The organism is Tepidimonas sediminis, from assembly GCF_007556605.1.
GTDB classification, from domain to species: Bacteria; Pseudomonadota; Gammaproteobacteria; order Burkholderiales; family Burkholderiaceae_C; genus Tepidimonas; species Tepidimonas sediminis.
This window is the reverse complement of record NZ_VJND01000016.1, coordinates 15,941-39,723: the sequence shown is the minus strand read 5'-3', so window position 1 is coordinate 39,723 and position 23,783 is coordinate 15,941. Positions and strand designations below refer to the sequence as shown.

Below are 23,783 nucleotides of genomic sequence, written 5' to 3'. Positions count from 1 at the left end.
GTCGACGAGCCGCTGCTGACCGACAAGCTGGTCGACGTCAGTCCGCAGGCGCTGCGCATGAGCAGCCCGTTCAACGCCGGCTACTGGCTCAGCGCGGCGTGAGGCCGATGGCGGCCGTGCGCCGCCTGCGCGGCTGCGCTGCCATGCACGCATGAGCAGCATCGCGTTCGACGCGCACAAGTTCGTCAAGCGCCTTCAGTCCTCCGGCCTGCCGCCGGAGCAGGCCGAGGCGCTGGTCGACGCGCTGAAGGACGCGGTGGCCGACTCGCTGGTCGCCGCCAAGCACGATCTGGCTGAGCTGAAGTACGACCTGCTGAAGTGGATCGTCGGCTTGGCGCTGGCGCAGTTCGGCTTGCTGATCGGCATCCTGCTCAGGCTGGCGTGAGGCCGGCAAGCCGCTGCGCCAGCGCGACGTATTCGGCCACCGGCACCTCCTCGGCGCGGCGCTGCAGGTCGAAGTCGCCGTCGAAGCCGCGCGCCTGCAGCCAGCGCCCCAGCGTGTGGCGCAGCAGCTTGCGCCGCTGCGCGAACGCCGCCTGCACGAGTTCCTCCAGCAGCGCGGGATCGAGCGGCGCCGGCTGCGGCCACGGCTCCATGCGCACCACCGCGCTGTCGACGCGCGGCGGCGGCGTGAACGCCTGCGGCGGCACCTCGAGCACGCACTCCATCGCGTAGCGCCACTGCAGCATGACGCTCAGGCGCCCGTAGGCGGCGCTGCACGGTGCGGCCACCATGCGGTCGACCACCTCCTTCTGCAGCATGAAGTGCTGGTCCTGCACACGGTCGGCCCAGCGCAGCAGGTGGAACAGGATCGGCGTGGAGATGTTGTAGGGCAGGTTGCCGACCATGCGCAGCCGCCGCGGCGCGCAGGCGTCGGCGAGCTGGCCGAAGTCCACGGTGAGCACGTCGGCCTGCAGCACCGTCAGGCCGGGCTGCGCGCGCAGGCGCGCGGCCAGATCGCGGTCCAGCTCCACCACCGTGAGGTGCCGCAGCCGCTCCAGCAGCGGCTGCGTCAGCGCCCCCAGGCCCGGGCCGATCTCGACCACGCAGTCACCGGCCTCGGGGTCGACGGCGCGCACGATGGCGTCGATGACGGCCGGATCGCTCAGGAAGTGCTGGCCGAAGCGCTTGCGCGCGCGGTGGCCGTCCAGCGTGGCGGCGGCGGGTCTCACGGCGCGGTCTCGCGGATCTCGACGTAGGCGCGCGCGCGCGCCTCGCGCGCCAGCTCTTCCAGCGCCTCCTCGGCCTTGCGCTGGCGCAGCGCGCTGCGCGCGGCTTCGCGCAGCTCGCGCGCGCCGCGCGCCACCTCGCGCCGCTGCAGCACCTCGATCAGATGCACGCCGAAGCGTGTCATCACCGGCGCCGACACCTGGCCCGGCGCCAGCGCCTCCATCGCTTCCTCGAACTCGGGCACGAACAGGCCCGGTTCGGCCCAGCCCAGCCGGCCGCCGTCGCGGGCGCTGGCGTCCTGGCTGACCTCGCGCGCGGCGGCCTCGAAGGTGGTCTGTCCGCTGACGATGCGCGCGCGCAGCTCGGCCAGGCGGCGCTGCGCGGCCTGCCGCTCGGCGTCGGTGTCGGCGCGCAGCAGGATGTGGCGCACCTCGGTCTGCGTCACGGTCGGCGGCGGCAGGTCGACGTGGCGCTGCGTCAGCACCTGCAGCACGTGCCAGCCGGCGCCGCTGCGCAGCGGGCCGACGATGCTGCCGGCTGGCTGGCCGCGCACCGCCTCCCAGAACAGCGTCGGGTAGCGGTCGGCGCGGCGCAGTCCGAGACGGCCACCCTGCGCCGCCTCCGGCGCCTGCGACCACTGTCGCGCCAGCTGGGCGAAGTCCTCGCCGGCGCGCGCGCGCCGCGCCACCTCCTCGGCCTGCAGGCGCGCGCGCGCCTGCACGTCGGCGCCGGCGTTTTCCGGCACCGGGATGAACACCTGCGCCAGTTCCAGCGCCACCTGGGCCGGATCGGCGGGCTGCTCGCGCTCGCGCAGCCAGGCGTCCACCTCGGCCTCGCTGAGGCGCACGCGCGCGGCCTCGCGCTCGCGCAGGCGCTGCAGCGTCAGCTCGTCGCGCAGGTTGGCGCGGAAGGCGCGCACGCTCAGGCCGGCGGCGGGCAGCTGCTCGTGCAGCTGCGCCACCGTCAGCCCGTTGCGCCGCGCCACCTCCGCCTCGGCCGCCTCGACCTCGGTGTCGCTGATGCGCACGCCCTGCTCGCGCGCGCTCTGCAGCAGCGCGCGCTCGTCGATCAGCCGCTCCAGCACCTCGCGCGCGAGTTCGGCGCGCGCGGCCGCAGGGGTGCCCGGCGGCAGCTCGACGCGCGCCAGCCGCGCGCGCAGCTCGCTGGCGGTGATCGGCTCGCCGCCGACCAGCGCGACGATGTGGTCGGCGCTGGCGGCGGGGCCGCGGCCCTCGGGGGCCGCCGGCGCGGCCAGCGGCAGCAGGCTCAGCGCCGCCAGCGCGACGGCCAGCAGGCGCTTCGTCGGGAAGCGAAGGTCATTCATGGTCTCGGAAGCGGCTCGGCGGGTTGACGTCTTCGCGCAGGTACTGGTAGCGCGGGATGTGCTGGCGCAGCGCCTGCAACGGGTTGCTGCTGCCCAGGCGCGAGAACCCGGCGAATTCCAGCTGGAACAGGATGCGCTGGTTGGCGCTGGTGCGGCCCTGCTGCAGCCGCTCCAGCACCACGCGCGCGATCCAGCAGCCGGCATCGTATTCGAAGCCGGCCACCAGGTCGACGATGCGCCGCTCCAGCAGGCTGTAGTTGAGCCGGCCGACGCCGTACCACTGGCCAGGGCCCAGCGCCTGGCCGGGCAGCGCCGGCGGCACCGGCCCGCGCAGCGCCGCCAGCGGCCACTGCCACGCCACGTCCAGCAGCCGGCTGCGCGTCACCGTGGTCTCGTTGTTGCGGTAGGCGGCGCTGAGCACGCGGTACGGCCCGGGCTGGTAGCGCGCGGACAGCAGCGTGCGCACCGAGGTGCGCTGCGCCGGGTTGAACTGCCAGGTACCGGCCAGCGCCCAGTGGGGATCGGGGTTGACGCTGGCGCCGATGAGCAGGTCGCTGCGCCCGCTGGCCAGCGCCCCCTCGTTGGGCAGCGTGACGCGCTGCTCGCGCAGGCGCAGCCGCTGCGCCACCCCGAGGCTGGCCAGCTCGGCGCCATCGTCGGCGGCATACAGCCGCGTCGTCAGGCCATAGGTGAGCGTGCGCGCATCGGCGATGCGGTCGTGGCCCGCGTACGGGTTGGGCAGGAACAGGGTGGCGAGGTTGAAGTCGTACACCGCGCTGTCGTAGACCGGCAGCAGCCGCTGGTCGCGGTGCGGCGTGGCCGCCAGCAGCACGCGCGGCTCCAGCGTCTGCACCACCGCGCGGTCCCACCAGGTGGTCGGCCGCTCGAAAATCAACCCGCCGTCCAGCGCCGCGGTCGGCAGCGCGATGGCGGCGTCGCGGCGGCCGTCGCCCAGCGGCCGCTCGAAGCGGTAGTGGCGCGCGTGCAGCTGCAGGCTGGGCTGCAGGAACCAGCCCGGCGCCTCCCAGCGCCGCTGCAGCCGCGCCACCGCCAGCGTGCGCGTGCCGTCGAGGTCGGTGCGCTGGTCGCCGGCGGCCGCGCCGTCCCACACCGTCGGCGTACGGGCGGTGCGAAACTGCGTCAGCTCGGCATCCAGCGTCAGCCGCCAGCCGCCCCGCGCGCCGCCGTCGTCCCAGGCCGGCGGGCGCCAGCGCAGCGCCAGCGACGGCAGCCGGTCGTACGGCGCCACGATCTGCTCCGGGCCGATGGCCGTCAGGCTCGGCGCCGCGCCCAGCGTCTGCCAGCGCTGGGCCAGCAGGCTGTACGACCACGTCCCGGCGCCGCCGCTGACGGCCACCTCGTTGGCCAGCAGCCGCTGCGCCAGGTTGGTGATGACGCTGGTGCGCGGAAAGTCGCGCCAGTAGTCGTCGTCGCTGACGCGGTTGAGGTGCAGGCGCACGCTGGCACCCGGCAGCCAGTCCAGCCCGTCGAGCGCGTGCTGGTGCTGCACCGCATAGGCCCAGCGGTCGCGGTCGCGCAGGCGGTCGTTGCCCATCCACGCGGCGCGCAGCTGGCCGGCGTAGCCGGGCTCCAGGTAACGGAACTCGCCGCCCAGGTCCAGCCCGCGGCGCGTCATCAGCGTCGGGTACAGCGTTGCGTCGCGGTTCGGCGCCAGGTTGAAGTAGTACGGCACCGTGGTCTCGAAGCCACTCCTGTTGTCGAGGTTGAACGTCGGCGGCAGCAGCCCGGTCTTGCGCGCATCCGACAGGGGGAAGCTGATCCATGGGGCGGCCAGCAGCGGCACGCCCTGGAACTCCAGCCGCGCGCCGCGCGCCTCGCCGGTGTCGCTGGCGAGGTCGAAGCGCACCTCCTCGGCGGTGAGCGCCCAGTCGGGCCGCCACGGCGCGCCGGGCGGGCGCGGGCAGGTGCTGTAGCGCACCTGGTGCGCCACGGCGCGCTGCTCGTCGAGAAAGTCCACGCGCGCGGCCTCGCCGCGGCCGCCGGTGCGGCGCAGCGCGAAGCGCACGTCGTCGAAGCGGCCCTCGAAGGTATCCAGCCGCAGCTGCAGCCGCGTGCCCTCGTAGACGTCCCCCAGCCGGTTGACGCGCACCGCGTCTTCGGCCAGCACGGTGTCGTCGGCCGCGGTGTGCTGCAGCCGCTGCGCACGCAGCACCAGGTCGTGCCGGCGCAGCACGGCGCCGCCCTCCACCTCCACGCGCTCATCGGGGCGGCCGTGGATGCGCGCCCCCTCCAGCGTCACCGGCAGCTGACGGCGCAGCGCGGCGGGCAGCTCCTGCAGGGTCAAGGCCGGCTGCAGCGCCAGCGCCTCCTGTGCCGCCGCCGGCGCACCGGCCAGCAGCCCGGCGGCCAGCCAGGCCAGCGGGCGCAGCCGGTGGCGCAGCGCCGCGGGCAGGGCGGCGGCGGGGCAGGGGCGGGCGTCGGGTCGGCGCATGGCGGCGGTGGCCGCGGGGGCTCCGTAGAATCGCGACGATTATCCATGAGCACCGTGCCCCCGTCCCCTGTCGCGGCCGCGTCGGCCGCCATCACCTGGTCCGACCCGGCGCGCGCCGCCGCGTTCGAGCGCTGGCTGGCGCGCGTGGCCCCCGCGCACGGCCTGCGGTCCGAGACGCTGCGCCTGGCCAGCGCCGACGCGAGCTTTCGCCGCTACTTCCGCATCGACTGCGACGCTGCGCACGGCGGCGGCACGCGCATCGTCATGGACGCCCCGCCGGCGCTGGAGGACTGCCGCCCGTTCGTGCGCGTGGCCGGCCTGATGCGCGAAGCCGGCGTGCGCGTGCCCGAGGTGCTCGCCTGGGACGAGGCCGACGGCTTCCTGCTGCTGACGGACCTGGGCACGCAGACGCTGCTGCAGGCGCTGGATCCGCAGCAGCCCGACGCCGCCCTGCCCTACTTCAAGGATGCGATTGCCGCGCTGGTGGCGTGGCAGCGCGCCAGCCGCCCCGGCGTGCTGCCGCCGTACGACGAGGCCCTGCTGCGGCGCGAGCTGGCGCTGTTTCCCGACTGGTACCTGGCGCGCCACAAGGGCATCACCCTGTCGGACGCACAGCGCCGCACGCTCGAGGCCGCGTTCGACCTGATCGTGCGGCGGGTGCTGGCGCAGCCCACGGCGTGGGTGCACCGCGACTACATGCCGCGCAACCTGATGCTGCCCGCCGGCGGCTTCGACCCCGCGCGCCCCGAAGGGCGGCTCGGCGTGCTGGACTTCCAGGACGCGGTGCACGGTCCGGTGACGTACGACATCGCCAGCCTCATGCGCGACGCCTTCCTCAGCTGGGACGAGGAGGTGGTGCTCGACGTCACGATCCGCTATTGGGACGCCGCGCGCAAGGCCGGGCTGCTGGACGCCGAGGGCTGGGCGCAGGATTTCGGGGCGTTCTACCGCGCGGTGGAGTGGATGGGGCTGCAGCGCCACCTGAAGGTGGCCGGCATCTTCGCGCGCCTGACGCTGCGCGACGGCAAGCCGCAGTACCTGGCCGATGCGCCGCGCTTCATCGCCTACATCCGCCACACCGCGGCGCGCTACCGCGAACTCAAGCCCCTGCTGCAGCTGATCGACGCGGTGGAGGGCATCGAGACCCCGGTGGCCTGGTCGATCGGTCGGCCGGGCCTGAGCTGAGCCCGCACCCCCATCCCCGTGGCCGCCCCGCGCATTCACCTGCCGCAGCCGCTCGAAGCCGGCCAGACGCTGACGCTGCCGCCCGAAGCGGCCCGCCATGTGCAGGTGCTGCGGCTGCAGCCGGGTGACGACCTGACGCTGTTCGGCGACCCGGCGCGCGGCGGCGAGTGGCGCGCGCGCGTGCGCGCGATGGGCCGGCGCGACGTCACGGTGACGGTGGAGGCGCACGCGGCCGTGGAGCGCGAGCCGGCGCGCGCGGTGCACCTGGCGGTGGGCATGCCGGCCAACGAGCGCATGGACTGGCTGGTCGAGAAGGCCACCGAACTTGGCGTGGCCAGCATCCAGCCGCTGCGAACCGCGCGCACCGTGCTGCGGCTGGACGGCGAGCGCGCCGCGCGCAAGGTGGCGCACTGGCAGGCGGTGGCCGTGGCCGCCTGCGAGCAGTGCGGCGGCAACCGCGTCCCGCGGGTTCACCCGGTGCGGCTGCTCGCGGACTGGCTGGCCGATCCGGCACGCGCGGCGCTCGGCGCGGGCGTCTGGCTGTCGCTGGCCGCCGGCAGCGTGCCGCTGCCGGTCTGGGGTGCGGCGCACGGGGGCCCCTGTCACGTCGTGCTGGGGCCGGAGGGCGGGCTGACCGAGGCGGAGGAAGCGGCGCTGGCGCAGGCGGGCTTGGCGCCGCTGTCGCTGGGCGCGCGCACGCTGCGCAGCGAGACCGCGGCGCTGGCGGCGCTCGTGTTGCTGACGTCGCCGCCCCCTGTCCAGCCGGAGGCCGGCCCGCTACCATAGGCCGGTCGTCCAACCCCAAGGGATCCGACGTGATGGAACGCGCCAGCCCGCCGCCCTTCCGCGCCGCGCGGCGGCGCTGGCTGGCCGGTGCCGGCGGGCTGGCGCTGGCGGCGGCGCTGGGCGGCTGCCAGCCGCCGCTGCCGCCGCTGCGCATCGGCAGCCTGGTCTTCCCCGGCTACGAGCTGCTGTTTCTCGCGCGCGAGGCCGGCTGGCTCGACCCCGCGCAGGTGCGGCTCATCGAGCTGCGTTCCAACACCGACACGCTGCGCGCGCTGGCCAGCGGCCAGCTCGAAGGCGCGCAGCTGACGCTGGACGAGGTGCTGCTCGGCCGCGCGCGCGGCATCCGGCTGCGCATCGTGCATGTGCTGGACATCTCCGACGGTGCCGACGCGGTCATCGCGCGCCCGGGCCTGCGCCAGCCGGGTCAGTTGCGGGGGCGGCGCATCGGCGTGGAGGACAGCGCCGGCGGCGTCATCCTGCTCGATGCGCTGCTCAAGGCCCAGCGGTTGCGCGTGGAGGACGTCGTCAAGGTGCCGATGACGCTGGACCGCAGCGTGGAGATGCTGACCTCCGGGGCGGTGGACGCCGTCGTCACGGCCGAGCCCTGGGCGTCGCGGCTGGAGGCGCAGGGGGCGGTGCGCGTGTTCGACAGCCGCGCCATCCCGGGCCGCATCGTCGATGTGCTGGCGCTGCGCGCCGAGGTGCTGGCCGCCCGCGCGCCGGCCGTGCAGCATCTGGTGGATGCGCACACCCGGGCCTGGTGGTTGTGGGGCAGGGAGCCGGCGCCCGACCAGCTGCCGGCGCGCCTGATGGCGCCGCGGCTGCAGGTGCCTGCCGCGCAGGTGCCGGCGCTCTTTCGCGGCCTGCGGCTGCCCGCGCGCGACGAGGTGCGCGCGATGCTGGCTCCCGACGGCCAGATCAGCCGCACCGCCGGCGAGCTGCTGGCGCTGATGGCCGAGCGCGGCATGCCCACCTCGCCGTGGCAGTGGGACGACACCGTCGACGCGCGCTTCGTCAGCGCGCCGTGGGGGCCGCCGGCATGAGCGCCACGCGGCTGCGCCTGGGCCGTGTGCTGCCGGTGGCGGCGCTGCTGCTGGTGGCGGCCTACCTGGCCTTCAGCGGCCTGTGGGGCTGGCACGCCGGGCGCGCCGGGGTGCTGGAGCGCGCGCACACCGAGGGGCTGGCGCTGGCGCAGGCGCTGGCGCGTGCGGCCGAGCGGCGGCTGCAGGACCATGCCGACGAGGTGCGGGCCGAGGTGAGCCTGGCCTCGGCCGATCTGCGCGTGCGCCAGCTGGCGCTGGTCAACCCGTCCGGCATCATCGAGGCCGCGCACCGCGTCGCCTGGGAGGGCCGCCGCGCCGCCGAAGTCATCGAGGGCTTCGACGCCAACCAGTTCCAGGCGGTGGCGTTCGGCTACCTGCCGTTCGTGCTGCCGCACGAGGGCGGCCGGCGCCTGCGCATCCTGGTGCCCTATCTGCAGCGGGTGGACGAGCCGCTGCTGCGCAACCTGCGCCGCGGTGCGGTGTGGCTGGAGCTGGACCTGTCGCTGGAGCTGGACCGGCTGCGCCACGCGACGCTCGTGGGCCTGCTGCCCGGCGCGGCGGTGGCGCTGACGCTGATGGGGCTGCTGGCCTGGCTGCTGCGGCGCCACGTCGCGCTGCCGCTGGCGCGCCTGCGCGACGCCAGCGTCGCCTTCATGGAAGGGCGCGCGGTGCCGCATCTGCCCGAGCAGGGGCCGGAGGAGATCGGCACGCTGGCGCGCAGCTTCAACGCGATGGTGGACCGGCTGCAGGTGGCGCAGCAGCGCCTGCGCGACAGCGAGGCGCACTTCCGCACGCTGGCGGAGGCCGGCCGCATCCTCGTCTGGCGCAGCGACGCCGACGGCGCCTTCACCTACGTCAACGACGTGTGGTGCCGCTTCAGCGGCCGGCCGCTGCAGGCGCTCTTGGGCCACGGCTGGCGGCTGGACATGCACCCGCAGGATCGCGCCGTCTTCGCCGACGCCTTCGACGCCGCGCGCGCGCGCCGCGAGCACCTGGTGGCCGAGCTGCGCCTGCGCGACGCCGCCGGCCAGTGGCACTGGCTGCTGCTGGAGGGCAATCCGCTGCGGCGCGACGACGGCAGCCTGGGCGGCTACGTCGGCCATGCGATGGACATCACCGACCTGAAGACCGCGCAGCAGGCGCTGCAGCAGCTCAACGAGGAGCTGGAGCAGCGCGTGCAGGCGCGCACGCGCGAGCTGCAGCAGGCCAACGAGCAGCTGCGCGCGCAGGAGCTGCTGCTGCGCGACGCCACCGCGCGCGCCGAGGCGGCCTCGCGCGCCAAGTCCGACTTCCTGGCCAACGTCAGCCACGAGATCCGCACACCGATGAACGCCATCATCGGGCTGGCGCACCTGCTGGCGCGCTCCGGGCTGGACGACAGGCAGCGCGACTACCTCGACAAGCTGCAGCAGTCGGCGCAGCACCTGCTGGGCCTCATCAACGACATCCTGGACCTGTCCAAGATCGAGGCCGGCAAGCTGGAGCTGGAGCAGGTCGAGTTCCCGCTCGACAAGCTGATCGACAACTTCACCGCGCTCATCGCCGACAAGGCGCAGGCCAAGGGGCTGGAGCTGATCGTCGACGTCGCCCCGGACGTGCCGCCGCGCCTGATCGGCGATCCGGTGCGGCTGGGCCAGATCCTGGCCAACTACGGCAACAACGCCGTCAAGTTCACCGAGCGCGGCGAAGTCCGTCTGCGCATCCGCGTCGAGCGGCGCGACGGCGACGACCTCTGGCTGCGCCTGCAGGTGGAGGACACAGGCATCGGCCTCACCGAGGCGCAGCAGGCGCAGCTGTTCCAGGCCTTCCAGCAGGCCGACACCTCGATCACGCGCCGCTACGGCGGCACGGGCCTGGGGCTGGCCATCGTCAAGCGACTGGCGCAGCTGATGGGCGGCTCGGTGGGGGTCAGGAGCGAGCCCGGCCGGGGTTCGGCGTTCTGGGCCGTGGTGCGGGTGCGCGCCGGCGCGGCGGCGCCGCCGGCGGCCGCGCCGGTGGAGGTGCGCGGCCGGCGCGTGCTGGTGGTGGACGACCACCCGGCCGCGCGCGAGGTGCTGGGCGAGCAGCTGCGCAACCTCGGCTTCCAGGCCGAGGTGGTGGACTCGGGCGCCGCGGCGCTGCGCGCCGCGCAGGCGGCCGCTGCGGCGCAGCGCCCGTTCGACGTCGTGCTGCTGGACTGGCAGATGCCGGGCATGGACGGCTTCGAGACCGGCGCGCGGCTGCGCGCGCTCGGGTTGCAGCCGCCGCCGCGGCTGATCCTGATCACCGCCTTCGGCCGCGAGGAGGTGTTCGCGCGCGTGCAGGCCGAGGGCTTCGACGGCGTGCTGTTCAAGCCGGTGTCGCCGTCGATGCTGCTGGACCACCTGATGCAGGCGCTGGGGGCGCAGCCGTCCACGGCCGGCACGCCCGGCCCGGTCACGCCGCCGCAGACGCCGCCACCGGCGCTGCGCGGTCGCCGCGTGCTGCTGGTAGAGGACAACGCCATCAACCGCGAGGTCGCGCGCGAGCTGCTGCAGGAGGCGGGGCTGGAGGTCGAGGAAGCGGAAAACGGCCTGCAGGCGCTGCAGCGCGTGCGCGAGCGGCCGGCCTACGACGTCATCCTGATGGACATGCAGATGCCGCTGATGGACGGGCTGGAGGCCACGCGCCGCATCCGCGCGCTGCCCGGCTGGGGCACGGTGCCGATCGTGGCGATGACGGCCAACGTGCTGGCCGAGGACCGCCAGCGCTGCCTGGAGGCGGGCATGAACGACTTTCTGCCCAAGCCGATCGACCCGCCGCGCCTGTGGGCCACGCTGCAGCGCTGGCTGCCGGGCGATGCCGCGAGGGCGGCACCGGACGACGGCTCCGCGCCCGCCGCGGCCGACACGACTGCCCCGCCCCCGTCGGCGGCGACGGGGGCCACCGGGGCCCCGATCACCGCCGAGGTGCCGGCGGTCGACGGGCTGGACGCCGCCGACGGCCTGCGCCGCGCCGCCGGCCGCGTGACGCTGTACCGCTCGCTGCTGAAGCGCTTCGTCGCCGAGCAGGCGCAGGCCAGCGCCACCATCGCCGCGCTGTGGGCCGCCGGCGAGCACGACGCCGCCATCCGCGCCGCGCACACGCTCAAGGGCGTGGCCGCCACGCTGGGCGCGCACCGGCTGGCGCGCCACGCCGCCGAGCTGCAGCAGGCGCTGCAGGCCGCCGCGCGCCAGGATCCGCCACCGCCGACGCTGGACGGCGAGCCCGCCTGGGCCGCCACCGACGCCGCGCTGCGTGCGCTGGTGCAGGGGTTGCGCACGGCGCTGGGCACCGGGCAGGAGGCTGCCCCGGCGCCGGCCGCTGCGTCCCCCGGCGCCGGGGCCGACCTCGGCGAGCTGGCATGGCTGCTGGCCACCGGCGACGCCGCCGCGCTGGCCTGGGCCGGCGCGCACGAGGAGGCGCTGCGCACCGCGCTCGGCCCGGCCTATCCCGCGCTGCGCGACGCCCTGGCCGCCTTCGATTTCGAGGCGGCGCTGGCCACGCTGCGCGCCGCCGGCCACGCGCCGGCCACGACCGGGGAGTCCACGCCATGACGCCCGCCATCCTCGGCGCTCTGCTCCGCCTGCTCGCCGCCGTGCCGGCCGCGCTGGCGCTGCTGCTCGGCACCGCCGCGGCGGCGCAACCCGCCGCGGTACCGTCCTCTGCGCGCGAGATCCGCGTCGTCGGCGACCACAACTTTCCGCCGTTCCTGTTCCTCGACGCCGAGGGGCGCCCGCAGGGCTACACGGCGGACCTGTGGCGGCTGTGGGAGGTCAAGACCGGTGTGCGCGTGCGGCTCGATGCCCTGCCGTGGGAGGAGGCGCAGCGCCAGATGCGCGCCGGCGCCGCCGACGTCATCGACACCATCTACCGCACGCCGCAGCGCGAGGCCTGGCTGGACTTCCTCGAGCCCTACGCCACCCAGACCGGCGCCATCTTCCGCCATGTCACGCTGACGGCGGTGCGCGACCTGGGCGGTCTGCAGGGCTTCACCGTCGGCGTGCAGGCCGGCGACGCCTGCGTCGATCACCTGGAGCTGGCCGGCATCACCAACCGGCGCGCGTTCCCGACCTACCGCGCGCTGTTCGAGGCGGTGGCCGCCGGCCAGATCTGGCTGTTCTGCATCGACGACTACCCGGCCGCCTACTTCCTGGCCCAGTTCGGCCTGCAGCGGCAGTTCGTCAAGGCCTTCGACCTCTATCGCGGCGACGTGCGCCATGCCGTGCGCAAGGGCGATGCGGCGATGCGCGCGCGCGTGGCGCAGGGCATGCAGGCCATCACCACCGAGGAGCGCGAGACGCTGCGCCGGCGCTGGCTGGCGCCGCAGGAGGAAGGCGCCCGCCGCTGGGCCGTGCCGCACTGGCTGCCATGGGCGCTGGCGGGGCTGGCGGCGATGCTGCTGGCGCTGGCGGCGTGGATCGCGCTGCTGCGCCGGCAGGTGCGCCGCCGCACCGCCGAGCTGGCGCGCGACCGCGAGACGCTGGCCGGCATCCTGGACACCATCCCGGACCTGGTCTGGCTCAAGGACCCGGTCGGCCGCTACCTGGCGTGCAACCGCCGCTTCGAGCAACTCTACGGCGTGCCGCAGCAGGCGCTGCTGGGCCGCACCGACTACGACTTCGTCGACGTCGCCACCGCCGACGCCTTCCGCGCCCACGACCAGCGCGCCATCGAGGCCGGCGGCCCGCACGTCAACGAGGAGGTGCTGACCTTCGCCAGCGACGGCCACCGCGAGCACGTGCAGACCATCAAGACGCCGCTGCACGCGCCGGACGGCCGCCTGATCGGCGTGCTGGGCATCGCGCGCGACCTGACCGAGCTGCTGGCCACGCGCGACGCGCTGGCGTACGAGCGGCGGCTGCGCCGCTGGCTGCAGACGCTGTGCGCGGCCGCGCCGCTGCGCGTGGACCTGGCCACGCAGCGCTGGCAATGGGACGCCGATCTGGAGGCGCTGCTGCCGCGCCCGTCCGAGAGGGCCGCGGCGCCCGCGCTGGAGACGCTGCTGGCCTGCCTGCCGGCCGAGGACCGCGCCCACGTGCGCGCGGCGCTGCAGCAGGCCATGGCGGGCGACGCCCTGCCGCGGCTGCCGCTGCGCCTGCAGCGTCCCGACGGCACACTGGCCCAGGCCGAGCTGCTGCTGGAACTTGAGCTGGACGAGCACGGCCGCCCGGCGGTCCTGCACGGTCTGCTGCGGCTGCTCGCGGCCGCCGCCGATCCCCTCGAGGCTTCCGATCCTGCCGCGCGATGAACGCTGCCGCCCTCCACGACGAAACCCTGCGCCGCCCCACCGTGCTGGTGGTGGACGACACGCCGCAGAACCTGTTGCTGATGACCGAGCTGCTGCGCGAGCACTACCACGTGCGCGTGGCCAACGGCGGGGCGCGTGCGCTCAAGCTCGCCGCCACCGCGCCGCTTCCGGACCTGGTGCTGCTCGACATCATGATGCCGGATCTGGACGGCTACGAGGTGCTGCGCCGCCTCAAGGCCGACCCGGCCACGCGCGACATCCCGGTCATCTTCCTGACCGCCAAGAGCGAGGTCGAGGACGAGACGCGCGGCCTGGAGCTGGGCGCGGTGGACTACATCACTAAGCCGATCAGCCCGCCGATCGTGCTGGCGCGCGTGCGCAACCACCTGGCGCTCAAGGCCAGCGCCGACTTCCTGCGCGACCAGAGCGCCTTCCTGCGCGCCGAGGTCGAGCGCCGCACGCGCGAGGTGCGCGCCATCCAGGACGTCACCGTGCTGGCGCTGGCCTCGATGGCCGAGACGCGCGACAACGAGACCGGCAACCACATCCTGCGCACGCAGCGCTACGTGCGCGCGCTGGCCGAACACCTGCGCACCCACCCGCGCTTTGCCGCCACGCTCACCGACGACTACATCGAGCTGCTGTACAAGTCCGCGCCGCTGCACGACATCGGCAAGGTCGGCATCCCGGACCGCATCCTGCTCAAGCCCGGGCCGCTGACACCCGAGGAGTTCGAGATCATGAAGACGCACACGACGCTGGGCTACCAGGCGATCGTGCGCGCCGAGCGGGCGCTCGGCATGGAGCTGGACTTCCTGCGCCTGGCCAAGGAGATCGCGCTGTCGCACCAGGAAAAGTGGGATGGCTCCGGCTATCCGCAGGGCCTGCGCGGCGAGGCCATCCCGCTGTCGGCGCGCCTGATGGCGCTGGCCGACGTCTACGACGCCCTCATCAGCCAGCGCGTCTACAAGCCCCCGTTCACGCACGAGCAGGCGTGCCAGATCATCGCGCAGGGGCGCGGCCAGCACTTCGACCCCGACGTGGCCGACGCCTTCGCGCATATCCACGCGACGTTCCGCGCCATCGCGCAGCGGTATCAGGACGAGGAGGCGCCGGTCTACGAGCGGCTGGCCGGCGGCGCCAGCACCGACGGGTCGGTGTAGATCGCCTCCAGCGGCAGGCGCCGGCCGGCGGCGTGGTCCTCGATGCAGCGCAGCACCAGCGGGCTGCGGTGGCGCGCGCGGCTGGCGCGCACCTCCTCCAGCGTCAGCCACAGCGTGCGCACGATGCCGTCATCCAGCGCGCGCCCCGGCTCGGCCTCGCCCAGCGTGCCGGTGAAGGCCAGCCGCAGGTAGGTGATGTCCTCGCCGGTGGCCGGGCGCTGGAAGCGTGACAGGTACACCCCCAGCAGCGCGGTGGGCGTGAAGCGGTGCGCGGTCTCCTCCAGCACCTCGCGCACGCAGCCCTCCACCGGCCCCTCGCCCGGATCCAGGTGGCCGGCCGGGTTGTTCAGGCGCAGCCCCTCGGGCGTGTGCTCCTCCACCAGCAGGTAGCGGCCGTCGCGCTCGATGATGGCGGCCACCGTGACACTCGGTTTCCAGCGTTCGTCGCTCATGCGCGCATTATCGGCGGCGACGCAGGCTGAAGCGTGGCCCTGCCGTGCTGTGTCATCAGTCACGGCTTATATTGTCGGGGTGCCGTCACCGCCGCGGCTCGATGCCCCGTCCTGCGGGTCGTTGCCGATGGCGCCGCGCGGCCGATCACGCTACATTGACGGGGCCGAGGCGAGCCCCGGCAAAGCTCGAGGAGAACACACCATGCGCATAGGCGTGCCTGCCGAAACGGCAGCGCTCGAAACCCGGGTGGCCGTCACCCCGGAGACCGCCAGGAAGCTCGTGGCCCAGGGCCACACGGTGCTGGTGCAGGCCGGCGCCGGCGTGGCCTCCAGTGCCCCGGACGAGGCCTACCGCGCCGCCGGTGCCGAGATCGTCGATGCCGCCGCCGCCTTGGGCGCCGACCTGGTGCTGAAGGTGCGCGGCCCCTCGGCCGACGAGCTGGCGCAGATGAAGGCCGGCGCGACGCTGGTCGGCATGCTCAACCCGTTCGACGCCGAGGGCCTGCAGCGCCTGGCCGCCGCCGGCCTGACCGCGTTCGCGCTGGAGGCCGCGCCGCGCACCACGCGCGCGCAGAGCATGGACGTGCTGTCCAGCCAGGCCAACATCGCCGGCTACAAGGCCGTGATGCTGGCGGCCAACCACTACCAGCGGCTGTTTCCGATGCTGATGACGGCGGCCGGCACCATCAAGGCCGCGCGCGTCGTCGTGCTGGGCGTGGGCGTGGCGGGCCTGCAGGCGATCGCCACCGCCAAGCGGCTGGGGGCCGTGATCGAGGCCTCCGACGTGCGCCCGGCGGTCAAGGAACAGGTCGAGTCGCTCGGCGCCAAGTTCATCGACGTGCCGTACGAGACCGACGAGGAGCGCGAGTGCGCGCAGGGCGTGGGCGGCTACGCGCGCCCGATGCCGCAGAGCTGGCTGGACCGCCAGAAGGTCGAGGTGGCCAAGCGCGTGGCGCAGGCCGACGTCGTCATCTCCACCGCGCTGATCCCGGGCCGCCCGGCGCCGACCCTCGTCACCGAGGACATGGTGCGCAGCATGAAGCCCGGCTCGGTGATCGTCGACCTCGCCGCCGGCCGCGGCCCCATCGGCCCGCACGGCCAGCCCGGCGGCAACTGCCCGCTGACGGTGCCGGACCAGGTCGTCACCGTGCACGGCGTCACGATCGTCGGCCACACCAACCTGCCGGCGATGGTGGCGGCCGACGCCTCGGCGCTGTACGCGCGCAACATGCTGGACTTCCTCAAGCTCATCGTCACCAGGGAAGGCCAGCTGCAGCTCAACCTCGACGACGACATCGTCGCCGCCTGCCTGGTCGCGCACGGCGGCGAGGTGCGGCGCAAGCCCTGACCCGATCCCCCCACGGAGGCCCGCCATGGAAGCCGTCTCGCCGATCCTCTACAACGTCATCATCTTCGTGCTGGCCATCTACGTCGGCTACCACGTGGTCTGGAACGTCACGCCGGCGCTGCACACGCCGCTGATGGCCGTCACCAACGCCATCTCCGCCATCGTCATCGTCGGCGCGATGCTGGCGGCGGCGCTCACCGAGACGGGCCTGGGCAAGGCCATGGGGGTGCTGGCGGTGGCGCTGGCCGCGGTCAACGTCTTCGGCGGCTTCCTCGTCACGCGCCGCATGCTGGAGATGTTCAAGAAGAAGGAACGCAAGGCCCCCGCCACCGGGCAAGGAGAGCGCGCATGAGCATGAACCTGGTGGTGCTGCTGTACCTGGTGGCCAGCGTCTGCTTCATCCAGGCGCTCAAGGGCCTGAGCCACCCGACCACCTCGATCCGCGGCAACGTCTTCGGCATGACCGGGATGGCGATCGCCATCCTGACCACCGCCGCGCTGATCGTGGAGCTCTCCGGCGGTGGCGCGCAGGGCATGGTGTGGGTGCTGCTCGGGCTGCTCGTCGGCGGCACGGCCGGCGCCATCATGGCCAAGCGCGTCGAGATGACCAAGATGCCCGAGCTGGTGGCCTTCATGCACAGCATGGTGGGCCTGGCGGCGGTGTTCATCGCCATCGCCGCCGCGCACGAGCCGTATGCGTTCGGCATCGTGCAGCGCGGCGCCGACGGCGCGGTGCCGCCGATCCCGGTCGGCAACAAGGTCGAGCTGTTCCTCGGCGCGGCGATTGGCGCCATCACCTTCAGCGGCTCGGTGATCGCCTTCGGCAAGCTGTCGGGCAAGTACAAGTTCCGCCTGTTCCAGGGCGCACCGGTGGTGTTCGCGGGGCAGCACCTGCTCAACCTGGCGCTGGGCTTGGCCACGCTGGCGCTGGGCATCGCCTACGCCGTCACCGAAAGCCACGCGGCGTTCTACCTGATGCTGGCGTTGAGCTTCGTGCTGGGGGTGCTGATCATCATCCCGATCGGCGGCGCCGACATGCCGGTGGTGGTCTCGATGCTGAACAGCTACTCCGGCTGGGCGGCCGCCGGCATCGGCTTTTCGCTCAACAACCCGATGCTGATCATCGCCGGCTCGCTGGTGGGGTCGTCCGGCGCGATCCTGTCCTACATCATGTGCAAGGCGATGAACCGTTCGTTCATCAACGTGATCCTGGGCGGCTTCGGCGCCGACCCCGCCGCCGCCCAGGGCGCGCAGCAGCAGCGCACCGTCCGCAGCGGCAGCGCCGACGACGCCGCCTTCATCCTGTCCAACGCCGAAAGCGTCATCATCGTGCCGGGCTACGGTCTGGCGGTGGCGCGCGCGCAGCACGCCGTCAAGGAGCTGGCGCAGAAGCTCACCGAGAAGGGCATCAGCGTCAAGTACGCCATCCACCCGGTGGCCGGCCGCATGCCCGGGCACATGAACGTGCTGCTGGCGGAGGCCGAGGTGCCCTACGACCAGGTGTTCGAGATGGAGGACATCAACCCCGAGTTCGGCCAGACCGACGTGGCCATCATCCTCGGCGCCAACGACGTCGTCAACCCGGCCGCGCTGCAGAAGGGCAGCCCGATCTACGGCATGCCGATCCTGGAGGCCTACAAGGCGCGCACCGTCATCGTCAACAAGCGCTCGATGGCCACCGGCTACGCCGGCCTCGACAACGAACTCTTCTACATGGACAAGACCATGATGGTGTTCGGCGACGCCAAGAAGGTCGTCGAGGACATGGTCAAGGCGATCGAGTGACCCGGCGGCGATCCCGCCGCGCTGGCTGCGCCCGCTGGAGCTGCGCCACGTGCTGGAGGGAGTGGCGCACGACCTGCACGACTTCCCCGACTGGCCGATCGGCGGTTACCAGCCGCGCACGCCGCAGGCGTGCCTGGCTCCGGGCCGAGTATCCGGGCTGCTGAGGCGGCCCTCGGCGCGCCGGCGGGAGACGCGGGTGTCGGGGTCGTCGGATCCACGCGGCTGTTGACTCGCAAGCCGGCTTGTGCCATAATATAGAGCTTCGCCCGAAAAGGGTGAAGACCATCTGCCCAACCAGGCGGGGAAGCTCGCCGCGACGGGCCCAAGACTGATCGCCTCGGCCGTGGTGGCCTGAGGGTTCAAGTTGGGACGACACAATCATGATCCAAACGCAAACTCGACTCGATGTTGCGGACAACACGGGCGCCAAGTCCGTGATGTGCATCAAGGTGCTGGGTGGCTCCAAGCGCCGCTACGCCAGCGTGGGCGACATCATCAAGGTCAGCATCAAGGAAGCCGCTCCGCGTGGCCGCGTCAAGAAGGGCGAGGTCTACAACGCGGTGGTGGTGCGCACGGCCAAGGGCATCCGCCGCCCCGATGGCGCGCTCATCAAGTTCGACGGCAACGCCGCCGTGCTGCTCAACAACAAGCTGGAGCCGATCGGCACCCGCATCTTCGGCCCGGTCACGCGCGAGCTGCGCACCGAGCGCTTCATGAAGATCGTGTCCCTGGCGCCCGAGGTCCTGTGAAGGAGCTGTCATGAACAAGATCCGCAAGGGCGACGAGGTCATCGTCATCGCCGGCCGCGACAAGGGCAAGCGCGGCCGCGTGCTGCGTCGTGCCGACGAGCAGCGCATCGTGGTCGAGGGCGTCAACGTGGTCAAGAAGCACGTGCGGCCCAACCCGCTCAAGGGCGTGGCCGGCGGCATCGTCGAGAAGACCATGCCGATCCACCAGTCCAACGTGGCCATCTACAACCCGGCCACCGGCAAGGCCGACCGGGTCGGCATCAAGATCCTGGCCGACGGCACCAAGGTGCGCGTCTACAAGTCCAGCGGCGAAGAAATCAAGGTGGCTTGACCATGGCACGTTTCCAACAGCTCTACCGCGAAAAGATCGCGCCGGCGCTGCAGAAGCAGTTCGGCTACAAGTCCGTGATGGAGGTGCCGCGCATCACCAAGATCACGCTGAACATGGGCGTGGGCGAGGCCGTGGCCGACAAGAAGGTGCTGGAAAACGCGGTCGCGGACCTGGCCAAGATCGCCGGCCAGAAGCCGGTGGTCACGCGCGCCCGCAAGGCCATCGCCGGCTTCAAGATCCGCGAGGGCCAGCCGATCGGCTGCATGGTCACGCTGCGCGGTGCGCGCATGTATGAATTCCTCGACCGCCTGGTCACGATCGCGCTGCCGCGCGTGCGCGACTTCCGCGGCGTGTCGGCGCGCGCCTTCGACGGCCGTGGCAACTACAACATCGGGGTGCGCGAGCAGATCATCTTCCCCGAGATCGAGTACGACAAGGTCGATGCGGTGCGTGGGCTGAACATCAGCATCACGACGACGGCCAAGACCGACGAGGAGTGCAAGGCGCTGCTTGCCGGTTTCCGTTTCCCGTTCAAGAACTGAGGTGGTCCGTGGCCAAGCAAGCTCTGCTCCAGCGTGAACTCAAGCGCGACAAGCTGGTCGCCAAGTTCGCCAACAAGTACAACGAGTTGAAAGCGATCGCCAAGGACGCCAAGCGCACTCCGGAGGAGCGCGAGGCGGCGCGTCTGGCGCTGCAGAAGCTGCCGCGCAACGCCAACCCGACGCGCCAGCGCAACCGCTGCGGCATCACCGGCCGCCCGCGCGGCACGTTCCGCCAGTTCGGCCTGGCCCGCACCAAGATTCGCGAACTGGCCTTCGCCGGCGAGATCCCCGGCGTCATCAAGGCCAGCTGGTAAGGCGCGAAGGAGAACCCCAAATGAGCATGAGTGATCCGATCGCCGACATGCTGACCCGCATCCGCAATGCGCAGATGGTCGAGAAGGCCTCGGTGTCGATGCCGGCCTCCAAGCTGAAGACCGCCATCGCGCAGGTGCTGAAGGAGGAGGGTTACATCGACGGCTTCCAGATCAAGGAGCAAGGCGGCAAGAAAGAGCTCGAGATCGCGCTCAAGTACTACGCCGGCCGTCCGGTCATCGAGCGCATCGAGCGCGTCAGCCGCCCGGGGCTGCGCGTCTACCGTGGCGCCAAGGAGATCCCGCAGGTCATGAACGGCCTGGGGGTGGCCATCGTCACCACGCCCAAGGGCGTGATGACCGACCGCAAGGCGCGCGCCGTCGGCGTCGGTGGCGAAGTGCTGTGCTACGTCGCCTGATGCGGGGCAGGAAGGAGCAAGACCCATGTCTCGTGTAGCGAAGGCGGCCATCACCATCCCGCAGGGCGTCGAGGTGGCGATCGGCCAGGAACAGATCAACGTCAAGGGCGCGCTGGGCGCGCTGTCGCTGGCGCTGAACCCGCGCGTCAAGGTGGCGCAGGAGGGCGGCAAGCTGACGTTCGCCCCGGTGGATGCGTCGCGCGAGGCCGACGCGCTCAGCGGCACGGTGCGCCAGCTCGTCAACAACATGGTCGTCGGCGTCAGCAAGGGCTTCGAGCGCAAGCTGACGCTGGTGGGCGTGGGCTACAAGGCCGCGGCCCAGGGCAACAAGCTCAACCTCGCCATCGGCTTCTCGCACCCGGTGGAGATGGTCATGCCCGAGGGCATCAAGGTCGAGACCCCGACCCCGACCGAGATCGTGATCAAGGGCGCGGACCGGCAGCGCGTCGGTCAGGTCGCCGCCGAGGTCCGTGCGGTGCGTCCGCCCGAGCCCTACAAGGGCAAGGGCATCCGCTATGCGGATGAGACGGTGGTCATCAAAGAGACCAAGAAGAAGTAAGGAGCGCGCCCATGTTGAACAAGAAGGAACAGCGTCTGCGCCGCGCCCGCCAGACCCGTGTGCGCATCGCCCAGCAGGGCGCCGTGCGCCTGCAGGTGCACCGCACCAACCTGCACATCTACGCCAACATCATCTCGCCCGATGGCGGCCGCGTGCTGGCGTCGGCCTCCACGCTGGAACCCGAGGTGCGTGCGCAGCTCGGCGGCAAGGGCAAGGGCGGCAACGTCGCCGCGGCGGCGGTCATCGGCCGGCGCATCGCCGAGAAGGCCAAGGCCGTCGGCATCGAGAAGGTGGCGTTCGACCGCTCGGGCTTCAAGTACCACGGGCGCGTCAAGGCCTTGGCCGAGGCGGCGCGTGAAGGCGGCCTGCAGTTCTGACGCATCAGGTGACGCAAATGGCAAAAATGCAAGCAAACGTCAAGACCGAAGGCAACGACGACGGCCTGCGGGAGAAGATGATCGCGGTCAACCGCGTGACCAAGGTGGTCAAGGGCGGCCGCATCATGGCCTTTGCGGCGCTGACCGTGGTCGGTGACGGCGACGGGCGCATCGGCATGGGCAAGGGCAAGGCGCGCGAAGTGCCGTCGGCCGTGCAGAAGGCGATGGACGAGGCGCGCCGCTCGATGTTCAAGGTCTCGCTGAAGAACGGCACGCTGCACCACGAGGTGGTCGGCGAGCACGGCGCCTCGCGCGTCATCATGATGCCGGCGCCCAAGGGTACCGGCATCATCGCCGGCGGCCCGATGCGCGCCGTCTTCGAGGTCATGGGCATCACCGACGTGGTGGCCAAGAGCCACGGCTCGACCAACCCGTACAACCTGGTGCGCGCCACGCTGGATGCGCTGCGCAAGTCCACCACCCCGGCCGAGGTCGCCGCCAAGCGCGGCAAGACGGTCGAGGAGATCGTGGGCGCCTGATGACAGGGGACATGCGATGACGACGACCACCCAAACCGTCAAGGTCAAGCTGGTGCGCAGCCCGATCGGGTGCAAGCAGAGCCACCGCGCCACGGTGCGCGGCCTGGGTCTGCGCAAGCTGGGCAGCGTGCGCGAGCTGCAGGACACCCCTGCGGTGCGCGGCATGATCAACAAGGTGAGCTACCTGGTGCAGGTGCTCTGATCCGGAGTGTCGTGATGGAACTCAATACCCTCAAGCCCGCCGCCGGCTCCAAGAAGCCGCGCCGCCGCGTGGGTCGCGGCATCGGCTCCGGCCTGGGCAAGACCGCCGGTCGTGGCCACAAGGGCCAGAAGTCGCGTTCGGGCGGCTTCCACAAGGTCGGCTTCGAAGGCGGCCAGATGCCGCTGCAGCGGCGCCTGCCCAAGCGCGGCTTCAAGTCGCCGACGCTGAAGTACAACGCCGAGGTCACGCTGGCCGACCTGCACAAGCTCGGCAAGCCGGAGGTCGACCTGCTGGTGTTGAAGCAGGCGGGCCTGGTGCCGCTGCTGGCGCGCAAGGTCAAGGTCATCAAGACCGGCGAGATCGGCATCGCGGTCAAGCTCCAGGGCATCGCGGCCACCGCGGGTGCCAAGGCGGCCATCGAGGCCGCCGGCGGCAGCGTGGCCTGACGCGGTCAACCGCAGCGAGCAGGGCATCCATCCCGTGGCCACCAACGCTACCACCCTGGCCAAAACCGGCAAGTACGGGGATCTGGCGCGCCGGCTGTGGTTCCTGATCGGGGCCCTCGTGGTCTACCGCATCGGGGCCCACATCCCGGTGCCCGGCATCGACCCGGTGCAGCTCGAGCAGCTCTTCAAGGGGCAGCAGGGCGGCATCCTGAGCCTGTTCAACATGTTCTCGGGGGGCGCGCTGTCGCGCTTCACGGTCTTTGCGCTCGGCATCATGCCGTACATCTCGGCGTCGATCATCATGCAGTTGATGACCTACGTCGTGCCGGCGTTCGAGCAGCTGAAGAAGGAAGGTGAGGCCGGGCGGCGCAGGATCACCCAGTACACGCGCTACGGCACGGTGGCGCTGGCGATCTTCCAGGCGCTGGGCATCGCGCTGGCGCTGGAAGGCTCGCCGGGGCTGGTGATCGATCCGGGGCTGGGCTTCCGGTTCACCGCGGTGGTCAGCCTCGTGGCCGGCACGATGTTCCTGATGTGGCTGGGCGAGCAGATCACCGAGCGCGGGCTGGGCAACGGCATCTCGATCCTGATCTTCGCCGGCATCGTGGCCGGTCTGCCCAACGCCATCGGCGGCCTGCTGGAGCTGGTGCGCACCGGGGCGATGAGCATCCTGGCGGCGATCTTCATCGTCGCGCTGGTGATCGTGGTCACCTACGGCGTGGTGTTCGTCGAGCGCGGTCAGCGCAAGATCTTGGTCAACTACGCGCGGCGCCAGGTCGGCAACCGCGTCTACGGCGGCCAATCGTCGCACCTGCCGCTCAAGCTCAACATGGCCGGCGTGATCCCGCCGATCTTCGCCTCCTCGATCATCCTGCTGCCCTCCACGCTGGTGAGCTGGATGAGCACGGGCGAGGGCACGCGCTGGCTGCGTGACCTGGCCGCGGCGCTGTCGCCGGGTCAGCCGATCTACGTGGCGCTGTACGCCGCGGCGATCGTGTTCTTCTGCTTCTTCTACACGGCGCTCGTGTTCAACAGCCGCGAGACCGCCGACAACCTGAAGAAGAGCGGCGCGTTCGTGCCCGGCATCCGTCCGGGCGAGCAGACCGCGCGCTACATCGACCGGATCCTGCTGCGGCTGACGTTCATCGGTGCGATCTACATCACGCTGGTGTGCCTGCTGCCGGAGTTCCTGATCCTGAAATACAGCGTGCCGTTCTACTTCGGCGGCACCTCACTGCTGATCATCGTCGTGGTCACCATGGACTTCATGGCCCAGGTGCAGAACTACATGATGTCGCAGCAGTACGAATCGTTGTTGAAGAAGGCCTCGTTCAAGGCCACGGGTGCTTGAG

At 72.2% G+C, this 23,783-nt stretch carries 25 protein-coding genes; 21 read left to right on the top strand and 4 right to left on the bottom strand.

The window, feature by feature from the left end; translation table 11 throughout:
• The first annotated feature begins 151 nt into the window (after nucleotides 1–151).
• Nucleotides 152–385: a coiled-coil domain-containing protein gene (locus Tsedi_RS11035; RefSeq protein ID WP_143896587.1), complete on the top strand. Its 234-nt coding sequence runs from the start codon at nucleotides 152–154 to the stop codon at nucleotides 383–385.
• Here Tsedi_RS11035 and rsmA read toward each other — a convergent pair.
• From rsmA to Tsedi_RS11020, 3 genes are read right to left on the bottom strand one after another with little or no spacing between them, the layout of a single operon-like run.
• The gene (rsmA, locus tag Tsedi_RS11030) at nucleotides 372–1,172 is read right to left on the bottom strand and encodes a 16S rRNA (adenine(1518)-N(6)/adenine(1519)-N(6))-dimethyltransferase RsmA (protein WP_246099261.1); all 801 of its coding nucleotides are present in this window, start codon (nucleotides 1,170–1,172) and stop codon (nucleotides 372–374) included. The two genes, Tsedi_RS11035 and rsmA, sit on opposite strands and share 14 nt — an antisense overlap.
• A complete protein-coding gene (locus Tsedi_RS11025; RefSeq protein ID WP_143896585.1) occupies nucleotides 1,169–2,494 on the bottom strand; it encodes a peptidylprolyl isomerase in 1,326 nt (441 codons plus the stop codon). The genes rsmA and Tsedi_RS11025 overlap by 4 nt, the downstream gene beginning before the upstream one ends.
• On the bottom strand, nucleotides 2,487–4,946 hold the full coding sequence (locus Tsedi_RS11020; protein ID WP_143896583.1) for an LPS-assembly protein LptD: 2,460 nt from the start codon (nucleotides 4,944–4,946) through the stop codon (nucleotides 2,487–2,489). The genes Tsedi_RS11025 and Tsedi_RS11020 overlap by 8 nt, the downstream gene beginning before the upstream one ends.
• Nucleotides 4,947–4,991: 45 nt before the next feature.
• On the opposite strand from Tsedi_RS11020, the gene Tsedi_RS11015 reads away from it, so the two are divergent.
• From Tsedi_RS11015 to Tsedi_RS10990, 6 genes are read left to right on the top strand one after another with little or no spacing between them, the layout of a single operon-like run.
• Entirely contained in the window at nucleotides 4,992–6,131 is a 1,140-nt protein-coding gene (locus Tsedi_RS11015) for an aminoglycoside phosphotransferase family protein (RefSeq protein ID WP_143896581.1), read from the top strand.
• Nucleotides 6,132–6,149: 18 nt separating this feature from the next.
• Nucleotides 6,150–6,917 carry a 16S rRNA (uracil(1498)-N(3))-methyltransferase gene (locus Tsedi_RS11010; protein ID WP_143896579.1) on the top strand — a complete coding sequence of 256 codons (768 nt, stop codon included), beginning with the start codon at nucleotides 6,150–6,152 and terminating at the stop codon, nucleotides 6,915–6,917.
• A gap of 32 nt (nucleotides 6,918–6,949) precedes the next feature.
• Nucleotides 6,950–7,960 (top strand): ABC transporter substrate-binding protein, encoded by a 1,011-nt coding sequence (locus Tsedi_RS11005; RefSeq protein WP_143896577.1) that lies wholly within the window; start codon nucleotides 6,950–6,952, stop codon nucleotides 7,958–7,960.
• On the top strand, nucleotides 7,957–11,514 hold the full coding sequence (locus Tsedi_RS11000) for a response regulator (RefSeq protein ID WP_143896575.1): 3,558 nt from the start codon (nucleotides 7,957–7,959) through the stop codon (nucleotides 11,512–11,514). Before Tsedi_RS11005 ends, Tsedi_RS11000 begins: the two co-directional genes overlap by 4 nt.
• Nucleotides 11,511–13,208, top strand: a complete 1,698-nt coding sequence (locus tag Tsedi_RS10995) for a PAS domain-containing protein (RefSeq protein WP_185970658.1) — start codon at nucleotides 11,511–11,513, stop codon at nucleotides 13,206–13,208. Before Tsedi_RS11000 ends, Tsedi_RS10995 begins: the two co-directional genes overlap by 4 nt.
• Complete coding sequence (locus Tsedi_RS10990; protein ID WP_143896570.1) at nucleotides 13,205–14,371, top strand: response regulator; 1,167 nt, start codon at nucleotides 13,205–13,207, stop codon at nucleotides 14,369–14,371. The genes Tsedi_RS10995 and Tsedi_RS10990 overlap by 4 nt, the downstream gene beginning before the upstream one ends.
• Here Tsedi_RS10990 and Tsedi_RS10985 read toward each other — a convergent pair.
• Nucleotides 14,326–14,823 (bottom strand): NUDIX hydrolase, encoded by a 498-nt coding sequence (locus Tsedi_RS10985; RefSeq protein ID WP_143896568.1) that lies wholly within the window; start codon nucleotides 14,821–14,823, stop codon nucleotides 14,326–14,328. The genes Tsedi_RS10990 and Tsedi_RS10985 overlap by 46 nt on opposite strands.
• Before the next feature lie 202 nt (nucleotides 14,824–15,025).
• Here Tsedi_RS10985 and Tsedi_RS10980 point away from each other — a divergent pair, with 202 nt between their 5' ends.
• The 14 genes from Tsedi_RS10980 to secY all read left to right on the top strand — a co-directional run bounded on the left by Tsedi_RS10980 (nucleotide 15,026) and on the right by secY (nucleotide 23,782).
• Nucleotides 15,026–16,171, top strand: coding sequence for a Re/Si-specific NAD(P)(+) transhydrogenase subunit alpha (locus Tsedi_RS10980; RefSeq protein ID WP_143896566.1), 1,146 nt, complete (start codon nucleotides 15,026–15,028; stop codon nucleotides 16,169–16,171).
• Nucleotides 16,172–16,196: 25 nt separating this feature from the next.
• Nucleotides 16,197–16,523 carry an NAD(P) transhydrogenase subunit alpha part 2 gene (locus Tsedi_RS10975; RefSeq protein ID WP_143896564.1) on the top strand — a complete coding sequence of 109 codons (327 nt, stop codon included), beginning with the start codon at nucleotides 16,197–16,199 and terminating at the stop codon, nucleotides 16,521–16,523.
• Entirely contained in the window at nucleotides 16,520–17,956 is a 1,437-nt protein-coding gene (locus Tsedi_RS10970; RefSeq protein WP_143896562.1) for an NAD(P)(+) transhydrogenase (Re/Si-specific) subunit beta, read from the top strand. Before Tsedi_RS10975 ends, Tsedi_RS10970 begins: the two co-directional genes overlap by 4 nt.
• A gap of 380 nt (nucleotides 17,957–18,336) precedes the next feature.
• A complete protein-coding gene (rplN, locus tag Tsedi_RS10965; RefSeq protein WP_043700216.1) occupies nucleotides 18,337–18,705 on the top strand; it encodes a 50S ribosomal protein L14 in 369 nt (122 codons plus the stop codon).
• A gap of 10 nt (nucleotides 18,706–18,715) precedes the next feature.
• On the top strand, nucleotides 18,716–19,036 hold the full coding sequence (rplX, locus tag Tsedi_RS10960; RefSeq protein ID WP_143896559.1) for a 50S ribosomal protein L24: 321 nt from the start codon (nucleotides 18,716–18,718) through the stop codon (nucleotides 19,034–19,036).
• Between the two features lie 2 nt (nucleotides 19,037–19,038).
• Nucleotides 19,039–19,578 (top strand): 50S ribosomal protein L5, encoded by a 540-nt coding sequence (gene rplE / locus Tsedi_RS10955; RefSeq protein WP_143896557.1) that lies wholly within the window; start codon nucleotides 19,039–19,041, stop codon nucleotides 19,576–19,578.
• An 8-nt stretch (nucleotides 19,579–19,586) separates the two neighbouring features.
• Complete coding sequence (gene rpsN / locus Tsedi_RS10950; RefSeq protein WP_143896555.1) at nucleotides 19,587–19,892, top strand: 30S ribosomal protein S14; 306 nt, start codon at nucleotides 19,587–19,589, stop codon at nucleotides 19,890–19,892.
• A 20-nt stretch (nucleotides 19,893–19,912) separates the two neighbouring features.
• Nucleotides 19,913–20,308 (top strand): 30S ribosomal protein S8, encoded by a 396-nt coding sequence (rpsH, locus tag Tsedi_RS10945; protein WP_143896553.1) that lies wholly within the window; start codon nucleotides 19,913–19,915, stop codon nucleotides 20,306–20,308.
• Between the two features lie 25 nt (nucleotides 20,309–20,333).
• The gene (gene rplF / locus Tsedi_RS10940; protein WP_143896551.1) at nucleotides 20,334–20,867 is read left to right on the top strand and encodes a 50S ribosomal protein L6; all 534 of its coding nucleotides are present in this window, start codon (nucleotides 20,334–20,336) and stop codon (nucleotides 20,865–20,867) included.
• Between the two features lie 11 nt (nucleotides 20,868–20,878).
• Complete coding sequence (gene rplR, locus Tsedi_RS10935; protein ID WP_143896549.1) at nucleotides 20,879–21,244, top strand: 50S ribosomal protein L18; 366 nt, start codon at nucleotides 20,879–20,881, stop codon at nucleotides 21,242–21,244.
• Between the two features lie 17 nt (nucleotides 21,245–21,261).
• Nucleotides 21,262–21,783 (top strand): 30S ribosomal protein S5, encoded by a 522-nt coding sequence (gene rpsE / locus Tsedi_RS10930; RefSeq protein ID WP_143896547.1) that lies wholly within the window; start codon nucleotides 21,262–21,264, stop codon nucleotides 21,781–21,783.
• A 16-nt stretch (nucleotides 21,784–21,799) separates the two neighbouring features.
• Complete coding sequence (gene rpmD / locus Tsedi_RS10925; protein ID WP_143896545.1) at nucleotides 21,800–21,985, top strand: 50S ribosomal protein L30; 186 nt, start codon at nucleotides 21,800–21,802, stop codon at nucleotides 21,983–21,985.
• Nucleotides 21,986–21,999: 14 nt separating this feature from the next.
• Entirely contained in the window at nucleotides 22,000–22,431 is a 432-nt protein-coding gene (gene rplO / locus Tsedi_RS10920; protein WP_143896543.1) for a 50S ribosomal protein L15, read from the top strand.
• 34 nt (nucleotides 22,432–22,465) lie between these two features.
• Nucleotides 22,466–23,782 carry a preprotein translocase subunit SecY gene (gene secY / locus Tsedi_RS10915; protein WP_143896541.1) on the top strand — a complete coding sequence of 439 codons (1,317 nt, stop codon included), beginning with the start codon at nucleotides 22,466–22,468 and terminating at the stop codon, nucleotides 23,780–23,782.
• The last annotated feature ends 1 nt before the right edge of the window (nucleotide 23,783 follow it).